Below are 17,751 nucleotides of genomic sequence, written 5' to 3'. Positions count from 1 at the left end.
ATTTTGAGCGTAGATTTGGAATATCCTAGCCAACACCAATGTTTTATATTTGAAATATCATTCTATATTGTAAATAACTTGTAACACAAGTTGTTTATAGAACAATACATGTGCTTTTAGAATTGGTTGGATAAAAACAAAAAAGCGAACCTTAAGGTTCGCTTTTTTATGATGTTGCTGTGACACATGGACTGTAACACTTTGGTTAATTTAACCGCCGATTAGCTGTTAATTAATGCAATTGTTATGCAGTTAAAAAACCTTGCGATGGCTAGCGCCTCTTTTTGCTAACATAAGTCTTAAATGGTTTATCACCGCGATACTCTTTAACAAGGGCCGCATTTTTCTCACGCAAGCGTTGCACGACATCAGCATTGATTGGATCGGCAATCACATTGTTAATTTCAAGAGGATCATTTTCTAAATCAAATAACTCTTCATATATAGGCTGTTCGCCATTAATCGATGCAACACTCATTTTCGCGTACGACTGGTCTTTTTTCTTATCAAAGTAGCGAATATATTTCCATTTATGGGTGCGTAAACCTTCCATACGAGGGTAGTTTTGAATCGTCATCATATTCTCTAGGAAAAGTTCTTGTCGCCATACAGTCTTGTTAGCTAATTGCGGATCTGCTTGCATTAGAGGTTTTAAACTGTGTCCCTGCATTTCCTCGGGGATCTCAGTATCGGTTAAATCTAATAAGGTTGGTGCAATATCTAGCAAGGCCACCAGCTCATTACTTTCATCCGCTTTATGTTGCTTAAGTCTTGGATCATAAACCACTAATGGAACACGTACCGATGGTTCATACAACAGAACCTTGCCACCTAAGCCAAATTGTCCGTGCATTAAACCGTGATCAGAGGTGAATACGATAATCGTGTTATCAGCGATGCCTTGTTCATCTAAATGTTTTACAAGCTTGCCTACCAATTTATCGATACCCGAGATAGTTTGCATCTCTCTGATTTTTCTTTCTCTTAGTGCTCTGGGCGTTTTAACATAGCTATAACCGTTAATGTATTCACCGTTATAGACGTTTTTAGGTATTTTAGGGGTTTTTATATCTTTACTCGCCACATAGGTTTCAGGCAGTTCCACTTGATCAAATTGGTCTCTGTAGGTGGTCTTATAAAGATCTAAATCGGTATCACGTAACTTCATAGTGCCTGTGCTATTGGCATGCGGCACGTTAAAGTTAATCATTAAAGCAAACGGTTTATCTTTAGGGCGACTATCGAGAAAGTTGTAGCCTGCTTTAAACGCTTCATGAGGCTCCATGAAGTTATCTAAACCTTCTTCAAGAATTTCTATTTGCGTATCTGCTTTTGCATTTTTAAAAATGGCGTGTTTCTTTCTATCCTTTGGGTAAAAAGTTAAATGTCCGTGACTGGCATACCAATAATCAAAGCTGTTATCCATAACGCCACTTTTATAGCCAGTTTCACCTGCTTTATTTTTACCAATAGGTGTATGGTTTTTGCCTATCCAGCCAACAAAATACCCCGCATCCTTTAACAGCATTGGATACGTTTGAGACCAAGCCTCTTCTGTCATGCTGCTGTCAGAATTGAAATTAATACCATGCCGTCTTTCATATAAGCCGGTTAATAAATTGGTACGACTAGGCGTACATACTGCGCTAGTTGCAAAGCCTTTGTTAAAAACAGTGCCATTGGCAGCTAGATTATCGATGTTAGGTGTTTTAATGATGGGGTGACCTTCATACCCCGTGACCCCTGCTCGCATATCATCAGCAAGGATTACGATAACATTCGGGCGACTGGTTTGTTTAGCCGAATTCGTCGCCATTGTAACTTCTTGGCTACTTTCGTTGCTGGCTTTTTTAGCTACACTGCAACCAGAGATACCCAGTGTAAGCGTAATTCCTAAAAGTATTAAACTATTAAATTTCATTGATTTTGTTCCATGACATTATTCTCAATCAGCACCTGGCAGCCCGCAAAAAAGCAAACCTATCTTTATCACCAGCAAGTTTTTTACACTTTGCTTAACGTTGCTTTGCGCCACCAAGTTACTCCAAAAAATCAAAATTAGTTTACTGAAATTGCTTTTGGTGCAAACACTTTAGTGTCTTTCAGATAGCCCGCTTCTGGGTAACTAATTAAGAAATTGTTTTCGTCAAACAAATTAAATACATAGTGAGTTGTTCCTTTTGGCAAAGTTACTGATAATTTATCGCCATCAAGAGCCATTTTTAGAGGAACCCAAACTTCTCCTCGTTTTCCACCATTTTTTGTATAGATCAACTCAGCACCAATAACTTTAGCGCCATTATTTTTATACTTTAACCAAACCGTATTACCGTCTCGTCCATGTTTAACAACAGTAGGAACTTTACTTTTGTTAGGTAACGACGTTTTTGCCAGCGGGTTTAGGAAAGGATAACGCGCGTTTAATTGTTCCAATCGTTTTTGCAAAAGGTTATCCATCTCTTGTGCTTTGTGAGGCATTTTACTGGCAAGATTATTCGCTTCTTCAATATCAACTCGTTTCGTACCGTTTTCATAAAGTTGATACAACTCTAAAGTCGCTTTTTCTTCAGTAGGAACGTATTGGCGAATAAGTTTATAGTCACCGACTCGCAAAGTAGATTGCATCGAACTATTTGGGAAATGCCACATCATTGTATCTCTGGTTTTCCCAGTCCAAGGATCGATAACGACAGTTGAATCAGTTGGGTCTTTTTCCAGTAAAACCGATAAATCAGCCCCATCCAATATTTGTTGATTTTGTTTTTTAGCACCAGTCCAACTTAGTATTGTGGGATAAAAATCCACGCCATTTACCATGACATCGGTTTCAACATTTCCCGCGATATTTGGTCCTGTTATGATTAGCGGAACTCGAACGCCACCTTCTTTTGCATTTATTTTCCCTTTATCTAGCGGATAGTTATCGGTAATAATTTCTTTAGTGTGTCTTTCCATACCACCGTTATCTGAGGTAAAAATAACATAAGTGTTGTCGATTAGTTTGTGACCTGGCCATCTTGGATCATCAGTTTCTTCAAGATACTTAATAAGCAAACCCGTGTAATAATCTATCATTTCTACCATGGCTGCATAATAGGCATTCTTTTGGCCAGCTTCGTCCCAAACGTCTCCTTTTTTAGGATATTCTACGCCTAATTTTTGATAATATTTACGCAGTAAATCTTCACTTCTGGTTTGTATCGGAGTATGCACTAATCGAGACGAATAGAATAGAAAGAACGGGGTGTCTTTGTACTGGTTCATGAAATCAAGCCCGTCTTGGGTGATGTCATCAAACGGAAAGCCTTCTTCGTCTAAATAGAAGGGAGTGGAAGGATCGGACGTCGAAAACTCTTTGGTACGATCTTTCATTTTTCTGTGCGCGCCAAAACCATGTTTTGAGAAATCAAATCCTTGCGCCGTGGGTAAAGGTATATCTGTTCCAGCAATACCTACGTGCCACTTTCCTGTGTGGCCAGTTTTATAGCCATTCATTTGTAACGATTCTGCAATCGTCATTTCATCAGAAGCCAAAGCGCCTGCTTGCCACGGGCTAACCAAAAGCGAGCTTTTGTTGTAAGGCATTGGAGGGTGCCCGCCTCTAACGGCAGTTCGTTCTAAACGAACGGGATGTTTACCCGATAAAATAGCGCCACGTGAAGGTGAGCAAGTGGTTGCTGGCGAGTACGCCTGCCAAAAGAGCACCCCCTTCGAGGCCAATTTGTCGATATTTGGCGTTTCAAATGGAGAAGGTTCGTCAATATCGTAGCGCTTTACGTCTTGCCAACCTAAATCATCAGTTAGAATTAACAGTACATTGGGTTTTTCTGGTCTCTCACTTGCCATAGCATATGACAAATTAAGACAACAAAGAACGGAGAACCAAATTATTTTAGACATAGTATTTACCTAATATAACCTTAGAATAATATTTGTTAACTAGCGCAAAGTTTTTTTGATGCATCCGTGCACCTTAATAAAATGTAATTTACAACGATTTATACTTATCGCTGGTCACTAAAAAGTTGTTTTCATCAATTAATACGAACACATAAGCATCGCGATCTTTAGGGACATACCCAGTTACTGTCATATCGTCTGAATTAATTGTTACCGGTAACTTTTCATAGGTTATTACCAGCTTGCCGCGTGATTCTCGCTTATTACTGCCTTTGGTTTTAGCAATTTCTGCCAGTAAATAAGCTTCTTTTACGGCGGTTTTACCGTCCACTAAGCTTATTTGAGCTTCTCGTTTAGCCTTATTAAATTTATTCGACGACACTTCAGGGACTAAAGTTCTGGCTGCCATGTTGTCTTTATTCTCAGGGTTTAAACGAGGATAAATAGCATTATTTTCTGCTAGAAGTTGTTCTAAATTAGCCGATAACGTTTTTACGACACCTGCGTACTCAGGTTCTGCGGCTAAATCATTGGTTTCTTCTAGATCATAACGTTTATCGTCTTCATACAAGCGATATAGCGAGTAGCTGTTGTCAACGTAATGTTTATAAAGTTTAAAGTCACCTTCACGAATCGCGCCACGCATAGAAGGATCTTCGTTATGGGGAAAATGCCAAAACAAGTTTTTTCTCACCTCGCCATTATCATAGGACGCTTTTTGATTTTCATTTTGAAGCACTGTCGATAAATTTAAGCCGCTGAGTTTATCTTTATACTGCTCAGGAATTGTTGAATCCGTTAACGCTAAGATGGTGGGATAATAATCTAGCTGATTTACCATACCGTGGTGAGTAACGTTGGATTTAACGCCAGGTCCAGCCACTAACATTGGCACTCTAATTCCGCCCTCTTCCGTGTGCTTCTTACCTTTATCTAGTGGGAAATTGTCGGTAATTATTTCTGTACCTTTGCGCTCTGCGCCACCATTGTCTGAAGAAAAGAAAATGTAAGTTGTGTCGATTAACTTTTTACCAGGATTACGGGGGTCATCGGTTTGCTCGAGTAACGACACCAAGCGACCTAAACTCCAATCAACCGTTGTTACCATTGCGCCATAATAAGGATTGGTTTGGCCTGGCGTAGTAATGGGATCTGTTGATTGTGGAAATGGGATGCCTAGTTTGTCGGTGTAATGTTCTAATAAAGCTTTGTTTTTAGTAATAATAGGAACATGTACCATCCAATGTGCTAAATAAAGAAAAAATGGTTCGTCTTTGTTTTTTTGTACAAAACCTAGCGCATTCTCAGTTACTAAATCCAGAGGATAGGAAATACCATTTGGATTCTTTTCACTATAGGGTGGATACTTTTCTTTGCTTAAAGGAAATTCTTTATTGTCGAAGTCTTTATGACGTTGTTTTGATCCTTTATGTGCGCCGCGTTTATCGAATGAAAAATCGAAACCATAAGCTTTAGGATAATTACTCGCGTAATTGCCTAAATGCCACTTACCAACATGCCCCGTTTTATAGCCGTTTGCTTTTAATGCTTCTGCTAACGTGAGGGTTTCAGGAGAAAGATGATCATTAAAATAAGGTGCGATTAATTGATTATGGTTATTCAGTGCCGCTGGAATTTGCGCCCCAAGAACATGGGTAAAATTAGTTTTAGCTGGATGTTGTCCAGATAACAAACCACCTCTCGAAGGAGCACATGTGGGCGCAGGAGAATAAGCTTGGGTAAAATTCATACCTCGTTTAGCAAGTGCCAACATATTCGGCGTTTCCCAAGGCGTTGGTTTATCAATATCGTTTAATTGAGTGTCTTGCCAACCTAAATCGTCAACATAAAAGATAATAATATTGGGTTTTTCAAGCTTTCCAATGGCGGTATTAGCTTGAGCGCTTTGGCTCAACAGTACAATGGCAATAAGCCCTAAAAGTTTGTACATAAAATATCCTTGATAAAATAACTTGCGGTTAAAAATTAATTTGGACGCTTTATTATAAACGCACCGAGTTAATTAACTTTCAGCTGCCTGCAGGTCTAATTGAGAATCGACCTATCCAAACGACCTCGTATAAACATCACCATCACTAACAAGGTCACCTAAACACTCATTTATTGCTTAATATACTTTCTTGATACAAGTGCTATCTGATACTTCATTGACTAACCGATTCGCATTTACATCAAATTGTTATGCAGTCCCATTGCTATCTTTATAATAATTCAACAAGATCCGCTGCTGACTCAGGTTTGGTTTATAGGATAGCTGTGGTATAAAAGGTTGCGTTTTGTCACTGCACTGGGTAATAAATAGGTCATATTGAATAACACTATCCGTGAATTCACCTACCCCACAATTTTCTGATGTAAACGAATGACTCCCATCAGTCCCTATCCAAATCAAATCAAATCAAATCAAATCAAATCAACCACATTATATACAACACAACGTTTCATATTCGAATTGTTATTCTATATCGAAAATAATGTAAATCACAAGTAAAATATTATTTTATATTTAAAACAATGGCGTGAGGATAAGTGTTTTTTGAGCACATCAACATGAATAGGGACTCCTTTCGATGCCATACCAATTCACACTAATGCCAGTAAAATAATATTGACGACAATGACTACTTAAAGTCGTTTCACAACCAGTCTGTACTCGCCAACATTTATTGGTTAGAAATACCGCAATCTTGAACGAGAGCGGCACCCAATCAGTAAATAACAGCTCAACAACAAAAACGACGTTTGCGCTAGTGGCAACTCACTATGCTTTAGTAATTGAGGCTTGCTCCTTTTCTCGGTGGGTTTGTTTCATTTTCCCACCATTGATTTGGTCCATCTGTTTTAATATCTTCCCAGGTTTCCAATAGCTTTGCTTTCATTGTGTTTAATTTTTCTGGCATTTTAGACGCAAGATTGTTCTTCTCTTGCCAATCTTTTTGCACGTTAAACAGCATGAATTCAGTGAGGGTATCGTTACCCACTATTTTCCAATCGCCAATTCGCATAGCCACTCGGTCTTCTGCTGGAGAAACGTGAGTTCGCCAAAATAAAGGTGTGCTGCGCTTAAGTACTTTGCCTTCTAGCGCGGGTAAAAAGTTAACGCCATCAATTTTGCGATCGCGAGGTGCTTCAATACCACCTACGGCTAAAACAGTACTGAAAATATCTGAGCCAATTATAGGCGTGTCATTCACCGAACCGGCTTCGATATGCCCTGGCCAACGCACAACAAATGGCACTCGAATCCCCCCCTCAAAATCATTTCGTTTGAGCCCTCTTAGACCGCCACTATTGCCGCCCACACCGACCACAGGACCATTATCTGACAAAAACATTAATAACGTATTGTCGCTAAGACCTTGCTCGTCGAGCACGTCCATTATTTTCCCCAATGCAAAATCCATTTGAGTAATGTTGCCAAAATACTTTTTATTTAGCGCACTTTCATTTGGGTACAGTTCTGAAAATTTAATATCTGTGGCAATGGGCTTATGTGGTTCATGAAACCAAACTGACATAATAAACGGCTTGCTTGCATCCCGTCCTTGCTCAATCCAGCTAATGGCTTCGTCAGCAACTAATGGCGCAGAATATCCTTTTAATTCACCTACAGGTTGATGGTTACGAATAAAGTTAGTTGGATTCTTATGACTTGGTTCTGCATTATTTTGAGTCGCAAACCAGTAGTCGAATCCATGTTCGTCAGGATGAGGATATCCTTCTTTGTGAAATTGTTGTTTGGATAACAAGTGCCATTTACCAAAGTGTCCCGTGGTATAACCGGCTTGCTTAAATAAGCTAGGATAGGTAATTTCACTGGAGCGTAGATGAGCTTCATGGGAGCCAGATAGGTGGCGCCAGACGCCATTACGATAAGGAGTTCTGCCGGTTAAAATTGATGAGCGTGCAGGCGAGCAAACACCTGCCGATGAGTATCCTTGTGTGAATTTAACACCTTGCGCTGCTAATTTATCTAAGTTTGGCGTTTTTATCGTTTTGTGGCCGTAAGTCGCTGAGTCTCCCCAGCCCATATCATCAGCCATCACCACAATAATATTCGGTTTTGATGCTACAGAGGCATTGGTGCTAGCTAGAGTTATAAAAGGAAATACCGACAAGATAACCGCGACTAAATATTTTGTTCTCATATTCATTCCTTAAGCCCCTATGCTGTTTCAATTTACTAAATATTAGACAAAATAAAACCCATGTTTTATATTTGGAATAGTATTCTATATTGAAAACAGGCTATACTACAACAAAAATGCATCTTCTTATTAACAATTATTTAAATTGCTAGTCGCAAGGAACAATATGTCTCGGTCACCGATATATTTGAAAATTAATCACATTTTTGTGACTGTCATTTTCGGACTAAATTTAATTTATAGTGTTAATTCTCAAGCATCCGCTAAAACCAATGTATTGTTTATTTTAACCGATGACCAATCCTACAATACCGTGCACGCTCTAGGTAACAAACGAATTGCCACACCCAATATTGATAGCTTGGCGCAACAAGGGACTGCTTTTACTCACGTATTCAATCAAGGCAGTTGGTCTGGTGCAGTTTGCGCTCCTAGTCGTCGGATGATAAATACAGGACGACATTTGTATCAAACCGGTCGAGGTCCCGAGAAATTACCCGCAGAAACGCAAAATGAAATTAAACTCATGGGAGAAACCTTTAAAGATCACGGCTATCAATCGTTTATGACGGGTAAGTGGCATCTGTCTAAAGAAGACTGGCAAACTAGTTTTGCACAAGGTAAAGCGATTTTTATGGGCGGTATGGCTAGGCTTAAACACGGCGGTCAATTTAATGCGAACTTTGTAGACTATCATCCTACAGCAGCAGCGAACGCCAAATTTTCAACATATAAAGCCGACAAACACACAAGTGAAGTAATCGCAGATGCCGCTGTTGAATTTTTAGCCGAAAAACATGACAAACCTTTTATGATGTATGTCGGATTTTTAGCCCCACATGACCCTCGCCAAGCACCACAATCGTATGTGGGCAAATATCCTGCAGATAGTATCGCGTTGGCTGATAATTTTTTAACCACTCACCCATTTAATCAAGGCGATTTTTACATAAGAGATGAAATATTAGCTAATAATCCTCGGAATCCCAGCGTTATTAAGCAATTTATCGGTGATTATTATGCAATGATTGAGCATACCGATGCACAAATTGGTCGAATTCTAGCTGCCTTAAAAGCTTCCGGCCAATCAAACAATACTTTAATTGTATTTACCTCTGATCATGGATTAGCAGTGGGCAGCCATGGCTTATTGGGGAAACAGAATCAGTATGATCATAGTGTCCGCGCTCCATTCATCGTCAAGGGCCCTAATATACCTAAAGGTAAATCTATGCCTGGCATGTTTTACCTTAATAGTGTTTTTCCTAGCGTAGTCGAATTAGTCGGTTTAGATATTCCGAAAAGTGTTCAAGCAGCAAGTATAGCGCCACTTATTCGTGGTGAAAAAACCCAGCTTTATCAAAGTATTTATGGTAGTTACCGGCATTTTCAACGGATGTTAAGAACCCAAGACTACAAACTAATTTACTATCCTGTATTAAGGAAGACGCAACTGTTTGACTTAATCAATGATCCCTACGAGACGGAAAACTTAGCCGATTTAGCAGAACACCAATCACGCATAAAACAAATGATGCTTGAGTTAGAGAAATGGAAAAAAATCGTAAATGATCCATTAGACAATAACGATCCCATTGCCAGCTTTGGTCGTTTGGTAAACACGGAAGACTCAGATAAGCGACCTGATGACTGGCCTAAGATTTAAGCGGAATTTTTCTATGCAAATAAACAAAAATTCTCCCCCCAATAAAACATGATGTAGCAACAAGATTATTTTCGGTGGTAAATGCATCTTATAGAAAATATGATTACAACGAATTAGGTAAACGAACTATGAAAAGTATGAATATTGCTCGAATTGATTTGTTCAAAAACAACATTTTGAGTACAAAGACCTATCAACAAGGTTTAAACAAATTAAAAAAAACGGCAGCGACAGGTGTCTCTAAAACCCTATGCGCGTTGCTTGTTACATCTAGTTTTGTATTCATCCCAGCACATGCACATTCAAATGAAAGCAAGCCAAACATCATATTTATAATGAGCGATGATCAGGGTTACGGTGATGTCTCTGCATTTAATCCAAATAGTAAAATTGCGACACCAGCAATTGACCGTTTGGCGGAAGAAGGCATGATGTTTACCGACGCGCATAGTGCCTCTGCGGTCTGCACACCTACCAGATATGGAGTACTAACAGGCCGCTATCCGTGGCGAACTCGTCTGCAAAAAGGCGTATTAAGTGGCGAAACTAGCGTGTTACCCGATGGAACCATTAGCGTTGGTGATGAGCCTTTAATCGATGAAAAAACACTAACAGTCGCGCAATTTTTGAAAAGCCAAGGCTACGATACAGCGATGACCGGTAAATGGCATCTCGGCTTCAAGTATTTATTACCAAAAGGTACTGAGATAGACAAAAGTCGAGGTAAATTTTACGATGCTGTTCCTATAGGTACTAAAATCATCGGTGGTCCAATTGAAAGAGGATTTGATAAATACTGGGGATTCCATCATGCTCGCCAGATGGGTACATGGATTGAACAAGACCAAGTAACTTACAACTTAGAAAATACCGATGAAATGTTAAATCGTATCACCGAAAAAGCGGTAGATTATGTATCCGATCCAGCAAGGAAAAATACTCCCTTCTTCCTTTATGTGCCATTTAGTGCGCCCCATAGCCCTGTAGTGCCCAGTAAAAATTGGATTGGTAAAAGCGGAATTAACAAATATGCTGATTTTGTGATGGAAACCAATAATTCGGTTGAACGTATATTGCAGGCCTTAGACAAGGCTAAACTCACCGACAACACTATTGTGATTTTCACGACAGATAATGGTACATCACCAAGTGCTAAATTCGAGCAATTAATCGCTGCTGGTCATCACCCAACGGCAGACTTGCGCGGCGTCAAAGCCGACATTTGGGAAGGTGGCCATCGAGTGCCTTATATTGTTCGTTGGCCTGGTCACGTAAAAGCGGGCTCTACATATAGTAAACCTGTAGTTCATAATAGTTTGTTTGCTACCAGCGCAGACATATTAAAAGTGACCTTGCCAAATGATGTTGCAGTTGACAGCTTTTCTATATTGCCTGCATTAAAAGGCTCCGAAGAAGAAACCCACCCTGTGGCTATTCACGCCTCTGTATCAGGTCACTTTGCTGTGCGTGTAGGTGATTGGAAGTTAGCTGCCTGCAAAGGCTCCTGTGGCTGGAGTGAAGGCGGCGATAACAACACTGAAATGCAGTTGTATAATATGAAAACAGACCGTGCAGAAACAACGAATTTATACAAGCAAAAACCTGAAATAGTGGCACAGCTTAAAAAACAGTTAGAGCAAGCAGTCAATAATGGTTACAGCGTTGAAGGGAAAACAGGCCGTAACGACGTGCCTGTGAATATATACAAAAGCAGCAAAGTAAAAAATAAAAATAAAAGGAAAGATCATTAAAGAAATAAGGTAGATTTTGATTAATTTTGGCTAAAACACGGCGTTTAAAAAGCCGTGTCAACGCAATTAAGTAATTATCCTGTTCCTGACCCAAGTGACAATTAAAGTGGCGTTAAAGTGCCTTTAACATGAATAACCAATTGGTCACACAGAAGCATTGTGAATGCACATGATTCGCCTCTGTGTGACATTTAACATAGTAACAAAGCCTTTCCACTTAGGCGTTTATACTTGCATAGGCGGATTTGATTTTAGTTAACTTTTAAAGTGCCTTTTGTTCGGCTCTAACTGCATTGTTAAAACCATTTACTTCACAAATATACTGAGAGTATTTGGACAAGTTACTGAGCGGAGCTCCCTCGCCTTTTTCCTCACCACTGGAGCCTGCCTCTGAGAATAAGATCTTGCCATCAAACTTCTCATTCAACAAAACTGAGCTTCTTTGCATTATGTTTAAACTAAATGAATCAAGGCATAACATCACTGCCGGAGCTTTTGTTTAATCCCATTGAGGAGCGTCTTTAGTAGTTCCTAAGCACGACTTATAGTTTTGAGCAACAAAGCAGGTGGTAAGAGAAAACAGTTTGCAGAGGGAAAATGACCAGTAAAATATTAAGCTTAAGGACGATTAACAATCAATGTGTTTGTCAAAATAGATAATTGGCGAACACTCGAAATTTCTGATGAATATGTCAGCCAGCGTAAAGGCCTAGTGAGGTTTAAAATAGTTGAAGAGATCTAAACCTTGGCAAGTGTTTTGCCGTCTAAGGAGAAATAAGCATATCGCAATCATAAAGGTGACGCACTTTTATTAGCGTGCGTCACCTTCATTAAGCGCGAACCAAATTACACTTACAATGATTCGTATCTTTCACTACGAACCATGAAGTTATTTTCATCAATCAATATGAAAACATAAGCATCATTTTGTTCTGGAACCATCCCTGTAACCGTCAAGTCCTGATGATTAATTGTTACTGGTATCTTTTTATAAGTAACAACGAGTTTTCCACGCTTTTCACGTTTATCGCTGCCTTTAGTTTTTGCTATCTCTGCTAGCAAATATGCTTCTTTAAGCTTAGTTTTTCCTTCCATTAATTTGATTTGAGCAACACGAGCTTTTTTATCAAACGTATTCGATGCTACTTTAGGCACTAACAGTCTAGTGGGTCCATTAGCCGCATTGTCAGGGTTTAACTTTGGTAAGATCGCATTATTTTCTACTAATAATTGCTCCAAATTTTTCGATAGTTTGTCCACCACACCGGCATATTCAGGCAATTTAGCTAGATCATTTTTCTCTTCAATATCAAAGCGTTTACCGTCTTTATATAATCGATACAACGAATAGCTATTATCTATATAGTGCTTAGTGAGCTTGAAGTCACCTTCACGAATAGCACTTTGCATAGAGTCATCGCTGTTATGTGGGAAATGCCAAAACAGATTTTGTCGCACTTCGCCATTAGCATAAGTCGCTTTTTTATTTTCGTCTTCAAGTACCGGCGACAAGTTTACTCCACTGAGCTTGTCTTCGTAAGATTTAGGTATTGTTGAGTTGGTTAATGCTAAAATTGTAGGGTAATAATCTAGTTGGTTTACAAACCCGTGATGGGTAACGTTTTTATTAACCGTTGGGCCAGTCACTACCATTGGCACTCTTATCCCACCTTCTTCAGTATGTTTTTTACCCAAATCTAGGGGGAAGTTGTCGGTTATTATTTCTGGGCCAGATCTCTCAGCACCGCCGTTGTCCGACGACAAGAAAATATAAGTAGTTTCTATTAATTTTTTACCAGGGTTACGTGGATCATCGGTTTGCTCAAGTAGCGACACCAAACGACCTAAACTCCAGTCAACGGTTGTCACCATTGCACCATAATACGGATTAGTTTGACCTGCTGTTGTTACCGGATCTGGAGTAGTTGGAAATGGTATCCCCAGTTTGTCAGTGTAGTACTCAAGCAAAGCTTTATTCTTGGTAACAATTGGTGTGTGCACCATCCAATGCGCTAAATAAAGAAAAAACGGCTCATCTTTATTTTCTTGGACAAAGTTCAATGCGTTTTCTGTCACTAAATCCAGTGGGTAAGAAATACCGTCAGGATGCTTTTCGCTGTAAGGAGGATATTTCTCTTCGCTAAGCGGAAATTGTGCATTATCAAAATCTTTATGACGCTGTTTACTGTTGGAGTGCACGCCTCTTTTGTCAAATGAAAAATCAAAGCCCGCTGTTGTAGGTGCATTACTCGCATAATGCCCTAAGTGCCACTTGCCTACATGGCCTGTTTTATAACCGTTTGCTTTTAACGCATCCGCCAATGTTAAAACATCATCCGCAAGGTGATCGTTAAAATAAGGTTCGATCAGTTGACTGCGTCTATTTTGAGGTGTTGGAATTCCTGCACCTAAAACGTGAGTAAGGTTGGTTTTTGCAGGATGCTGACCGGATAACAAACCTCCTCTAGACGGTGCACAAGTTGGTGCCGAAGAATAGGCTTGCGTAAAATTCATACCTTTTTTCGCTAGCGCCAACATATTGGGTGTCTCCCAAGGCGTTGGTTCATCGATATCATTGAGCTGGCTATCTTGCCAACCCAAATCATCCACGTAAAAAACAATAATATTGGGTTTTATCAGCTCAGATTTCTCATCAATAGCCGTTTCCACTGAAGAACACGACGATAAACTCATCAGCATTGAAAAACCAAAAGAAGCAAGAATGATTTTTTTCATTATGAAGCCTTATTCTACAATTGGAGTTAAATGAATAGCTCGAAGGTTAATGCCACCACCAATAACCTTACCTTTAGGTGTAACAGTAATTGATTGTTTACCTTGTTGAAGCGTTACTACGCCCACTTCGTCCGTGCGGTAGCGATATAATGTTTTGCCTTTTCCTTGACGTTTAGAGTTTTTACGCTCACCAGTATCAAGTGCTTGCATCATCAAAATTTCACCGTTAAATGAAAATACCCATTCACTAAAATCAACTACGTCATCGGCTGAATACTCAACCTCTATAAAGTAATCGCCCGGCTCAGCCACATCAACTTTCCACTCACCTTTGCCATTATCTGTCCAATTCAATAAGTTGTTTGCATAATTCCAATCACCAAACTTCTGCATCCAGCGAATTTCTTTTTTCACACAACCTTCACAGTTAGCAAAAACCGAATTAATAGTGGTTTTGATGCTTGGATCGATACCAATAGTGGTATCGACTTCAGGTTCACCGTCTAATTCAACAACAATAACAGGAACGAGAGAATCCGGTTTATCCATTGCTAATGTGAAGCTTGTCCAACCATTATCCTGCCTAGAATAGGTTACCTCACCTTCATCGCTACCGAATAAGCCTGCCATAAATCCAAGTTCTTCAGCATTTAATAAGCGAGCCGAAGTAATTTGGTTTTTTAATCCAGCTAAGTGGATTTGATCATTTTCAGGCCAGTCAAAAACATGCAAATATAGCTTGTTGCCTTTAACTGTAATATCTCCCCAAGCTTGTGCTCTGCCCCACGGAGAACCTTTAGCGCCATAAATCGTTTCACCACTATGCTCCAACCATTTTCCTGCTCTACGTAGGCCTTTAGCTGCCATTTCTGGTACTTCGCCATTACCTTTAGGCCCAATATTCAACATGTAATTACCACCACGGGCGACTGTTGAAATTAAGCGGTGTAAAATTTCTGTACCCGACTTCCAGTTTTTGTCGTACCAAGCATCCCCCCAACTGTTGTTAGTTGTATCAATGGTTTCCCAAAGACCAGGGTGATTTACCTGAGACAAACTGTGATCACCTAGCGTAGAAAAGTCGCCTACACCATTACCTATGCGGCTGTTTATCATTGCCTTGGGTTGCAAACTGCGCGTTAAATCAACTAGTTTTTGCGATTGCTCCTTCGTCATATCGCCAGGGGTGTCGAACCAAACTGTGCGAATGGGACCGTATTCAGTCAATAATTCAGTTACTTGAGGAATGACTTTACGCTCAAAATACTCTGTGAAATCGCCTTCTTGCTTTTCCGATGACCAAGGAATACTCGCGCTACCTTGTTCGTACCAATCCTGCATTTGCGAATAATAAAAGCCCAAACCTATACCAGCTTCTGCACAAGCGTCAGCCAATTCTTTTAAAGGATCGCGTTTATACGGACTTGCATCTTCAATATCATAAGTGCTGCTTTTAGAGTGATACATTGCAAAGCCTTCATGGTGCTTAGCGGTAATCACAATGTTTTTCATGCCAGCATCAACTGCAAGCTGCACAATCGCTTTTGCGTCGAACTCAGTGGGATTAAATTGTTTTGCTAATTCTTTATATTCTTCTTTAGGAATATCAGCAACTCGGCCCGACATAAGCCATTCAGAAATTCCATAGTAGGTTTTTCCTTTCCACTCACCCGCTGGAATTGAAAATAATCCCCAGTGAATAAACATAGAATATTTGTCTTGTGCGAACCATTCACCGCGCTCAGCATTGGCATGTTTAGCCTTGTCGATTGCACTGTCGCCCCACAATTCATCCATGGATTGATTAGCTTCAACGTTGTTGTCTTGTGCATAAACTGAGACCGACATCACGCTAGAAAGAAGTAATGCGCTGGCGATTGAAACTGCGAGCTTTTGTCTAATTAATTTCATTGCGATTCCTATAATTTATATATTTGTTACTTGCTGTTTCTTAGGTTCCTAAACTATTTTTACCTGAACTAAAAGTTATGAGTTTAGTTTTGTCCTACTGGTTCGAAACAACCGATTTAATTGCGAATAATTTACTGTCTTAGTGCCGAGAATGTCGACGGATTAGGCGATACTGGCAATGTTTCATTCCACGCTATTGCCAGGCCTTTTAATTTTTTAACGATTTCCGGATATTGATTTGCAACATTCATCGTTTCAGCGCGATCTCTCATAACATTGTATAATTCGACGCGGCTTTCATGTTGAAAATAGAATAACTTCCAAGGACCTTCACGCACCGCTAGCATTGGTTTTTTGCCTGATTTTTTGCCATATTGCCACTGCCAGTACAAAGGTTTTTTACGGGTCAAGGTAGCACCTTTTAGAAGTGGCAGAATGCTCTGTCCATCGGGTTGGTAACCTCGAGGTAATTTTGCACCGGCAACTTCTGCAAAAGTGGGCAATAAGTCAACAGCAGTTACGACAGTTTCAGTATCGACTCGCCCTGCGGGCACGTTAGCGGGCCAGCGTACTAAGAATGGTACGCGTAAACCGCCTTCATAAGTGTCGCGCTTTTGTCCGCGCAAACCTGCGGTTTTACCAACACTGAAATAGGTGCCTAAGGGATCAATACCTTCTACTTTTCCGTCGGGATCTATATGGTGAAAGTGCTTACTCTTCGACCCAGTAACTTCTGGGCCATTATCACTAGAAAATACTATTAATGTATTTTCTGCTAAATCTAATTCGTCTAACAAGTTCAGTATTTTTCCAATCCGCTGGTCAGCGCCATCAACGACAGCTGCATAAACTTGATCTTGCTCGTTCAAATGGGTGTATTTTGCCATTGAATCATGTGGCGGATAATGAGGCGTATGTGTTTCATGGATCCATAAATTAATAAAGAAAGGTACGTCTTTATTGCGCTTAATGAAATCCGTCGCATCATCATATAATTTAAAAGTATCGGTTTGTGGGCCTGGACCATTAAATACGGCTGCTTCGTCGTATCCATACTCAGTAGGTAGTGGTGCATCTTTAATATTACGATTGGTCAAATGCCACTTACCGAAGTGCGCAGTTTTATAGCCCGCCTGTTGCAGAACTCTAGGCATAGTGACTACGCTTTTATCAAGCCAATCAGGCATCGCAAAATTATCGTGGTGTTCGAAGGTAGCAAAGTGACGATGTACGCTGTTTCTTGCAGGATATTGACCGGTTAAAACCGCGGCTCGACTAGGAGAACAGACAGGATTAGACACACTAAATTGATAAAACTCAGAACCTTCATTGGCTAATCGATCGATATTTGGTGTACGAATGTCTGGATGCCCATGTTTGCTGATATCCCCCCAACCTAGATCATCTGCGAAAATAAAAATAATATTTGGTTTTTCGGCCTGAGTCGCCGATTCCATGCTATTAGCAGCAAAAGATGCTGATGCGATACAGGTCCCAACAACCGCAACTAAGAGTTTTATTTTATTAAATATCACTAATTATTCCCCTACACCACTTTAGCTAGATGAGTTGTTAAAATAAGGCCATTGATTTCAACAATGGCCTTATTTATTCAGAT

10 protein-coding genes are annotated in these 17,751 nt (G+C 39.9%); 2 read left to right on the top strand and 8 right to left on the bottom strand.

Annotated features, from left to right (window positions below):
* Positions 1–271 precede the first annotated feature (271 nt).
* From KO530_RS09575 to KO530_RS09560, 4 genes are all read right to left on the bottom strand, one after another.
* Positions 272–1,921 carry a sulfatase-like hydrolase/transferase gene (locus KO530_RS09575; RefSeq protein WP_216048191.1) on the bottom strand — a complete coding sequence of 550 codons (1,650 nt, stop codon included), beginning with the start codon at positions 1,919–1,921 and terminating at the stop codon, positions 272–274.
* A 137-nt stretch (positions 1,922–2,058) separates the two neighbouring features.
* Entirely contained in the window at positions 2,059–3,900 is a 1,842-nt protein-coding gene (locus KO530_RS09570; protein ID WP_216048190.1) for a sulfatase, read from the bottom strand.
* A gap of 88 nt (positions 3,901–3,988) precedes the next feature.
* Entirely contained in the window at positions 3,989–5,851 is a 1,863-nt protein-coding gene (locus tag KO530_RS09565) for a sulfatase (RefSeq protein WP_216048189.1), read from the bottom strand.
* An 838-nt stretch (positions 5,852–6,689) separates the two neighbouring features.
* Entirely contained in the window at positions 6,690–8,069 is a 1,380-nt protein-coding gene (locus KO530_RS09560; protein ID WP_216048188.1) for a sulfatase family protein, read from the bottom strand.
* Between the two features lie 166 nt (positions 8,070–8,235).
* On the opposite strand from KO530_RS09560, the gene KO530_RS09555 reads away from it, so the two are divergent.
* Together KO530_RS09555 and KO530_RS09550 are read left to right on the top strand one after the other, a co-directional pair.
* On the top strand, positions 8,236–9,735 hold the full coding sequence (locus tag KO530_RS09555) for a sulfatase-like hydrolase/transferase (RefSeq protein WP_216048187.1): 1,500 nt from the start codon (positions 8,236–8,238) through the stop codon (positions 9,733–9,735).
* Positions 9,736–9,863: 128 nt separating this feature from the next.
* Entirely contained in the window at positions 9,864–11,486 is a 1,623-nt protein-coding gene (locus tag KO530_RS09550) for a sulfatase family protein (RefSeq protein ID WP_216048186.1), read from the top strand.
* A gap of 262 nt (positions 11,487–11,748) precedes the next feature.
* Here the strand turns inward: KO530_RS09550 and KO530_RS09545 are convergent, their stop codons facing one another.
* The 4 genes from KO530_RS09545 to KO530_RS09530 form a co-directional block, all read right to left on the bottom strand.
* Positions 11,749–11,934, bottom strand: coding sequence for a hypothetical protein (locus KO530_RS09545; protein WP_216048185.1), 186 nt, complete (start codon positions 11,932–11,934; stop codon positions 11,749–11,751).
* 404 nt (positions 11,935–12,338) lie between these two features.
* Positions 12,339–14,222, bottom strand: coding sequence for a sulfatase (locus KO530_RS09540; protein WP_216048184.1), 1,884 nt, complete (start codon positions 14,220–14,222; stop codon positions 12,339–12,341).
* Between the two features lie 9 nt (positions 14,223–14,231).
* Positions 14,232–16,133 (bottom strand): alpha-L-fucosidase, encoded by a 1,902-nt coding sequence (locus KO530_RS09535; RefSeq protein WP_216048183.1) that lies wholly within the window; start codon positions 16,131–16,133, stop codon positions 14,232–14,234.
* A gap of 131 nt (positions 16,134–16,264) precedes the next feature.
* The gene (locus KO530_RS09530; RefSeq protein ID WP_216048182.1) at positions 16,265–17,668 is read right to left on the bottom strand and encodes a sulfatase-like hydrolase/transferase; all 1,404 of its coding nucleotides are present in this window, start codon (positions 17,666–17,668) and stop codon (positions 16,265–16,267) included.
* Between the last annotated feature and the right edge of the window lie 83 nt (positions 17,669–17,751).

The organism is Aliiglaciecola lipolytica, from assembly GCF_018860635.1.
GTDB lineage: Bacteria > Pseudomonadota > Gammaproteobacteria > Enterobacterales > Alteromonadaceae > Aliiglaciecola > Aliiglaciecola lipolytica_A.
The sequence above is the reverse complement of the archived record's forward strand: the minus strand, read 5'-3'. Positions and strand labels throughout refer to the sequence as shown.

Bases quoted from the DNA above. Each gene is read 5' to 3' on its own strand.
- KO530_RS09575 (WP_216048191.1), bottom strand. From the start codon at position 1,921: ATGAAATTTAATAGTTTAATACTTTTAGGAATTACGCTTACACTGGGT.
- KO530_RS09570 (WP_216048190.1), bottom strand. From the start codon at position 3,900: ATGTCTAAAATAATTTGGTTCTCCGTTCTTTGTTGTCTTAATTTGTCA.
- KO530_RS09565 (WP_216048189.1), bottom strand. From the start codon at position 5,851: ATGTACAAACTTTTAGGGCTTATTGCCATTGTACTGTTGAGCCAAAGC.
- KO530_RS09560 (WP_216048188.1), bottom strand. From the start codon at position 8,069: ATGAGAACAAAATATTTAGTCGCGGTTATCTTGTCGGTATTTCCTTTT.
- KO530_RS09555 (WP_216048187.1), top strand. From the start codon at position 8,236: ATGTCTCGGTCACCGATATATTTGAAAATTAATCACATTTTTGTGACT.
- KO530_RS09550 (WP_216048186.1), top strand. From the start codon at position 9,864: ATGAAAAGTATGAATATTGCTCGAATTGATTTGTTCAAAAACAACATT.
- KO530_RS09545 (WP_216048185.1), bottom strand. From the start codon at position 11,934: ATGCAAAGAAGCTCAGTTTTGTTGAATGAGAAGTTTGATGGCAAGATC.
- KO530_RS09540 (WP_216048184.1), bottom strand. From the start codon at position 14,222: ATGAAAAAAATCATTCTTGCTTCTTTTGGTTTTTCAATGCTGATGAGT.
- KO530_RS09535 (WP_216048183.1), bottom strand. From the start codon at position 16,133: ATGAAATTAATTAGACAAAAGCTCGCAGTTTCAATCGCCAGCGCATTA.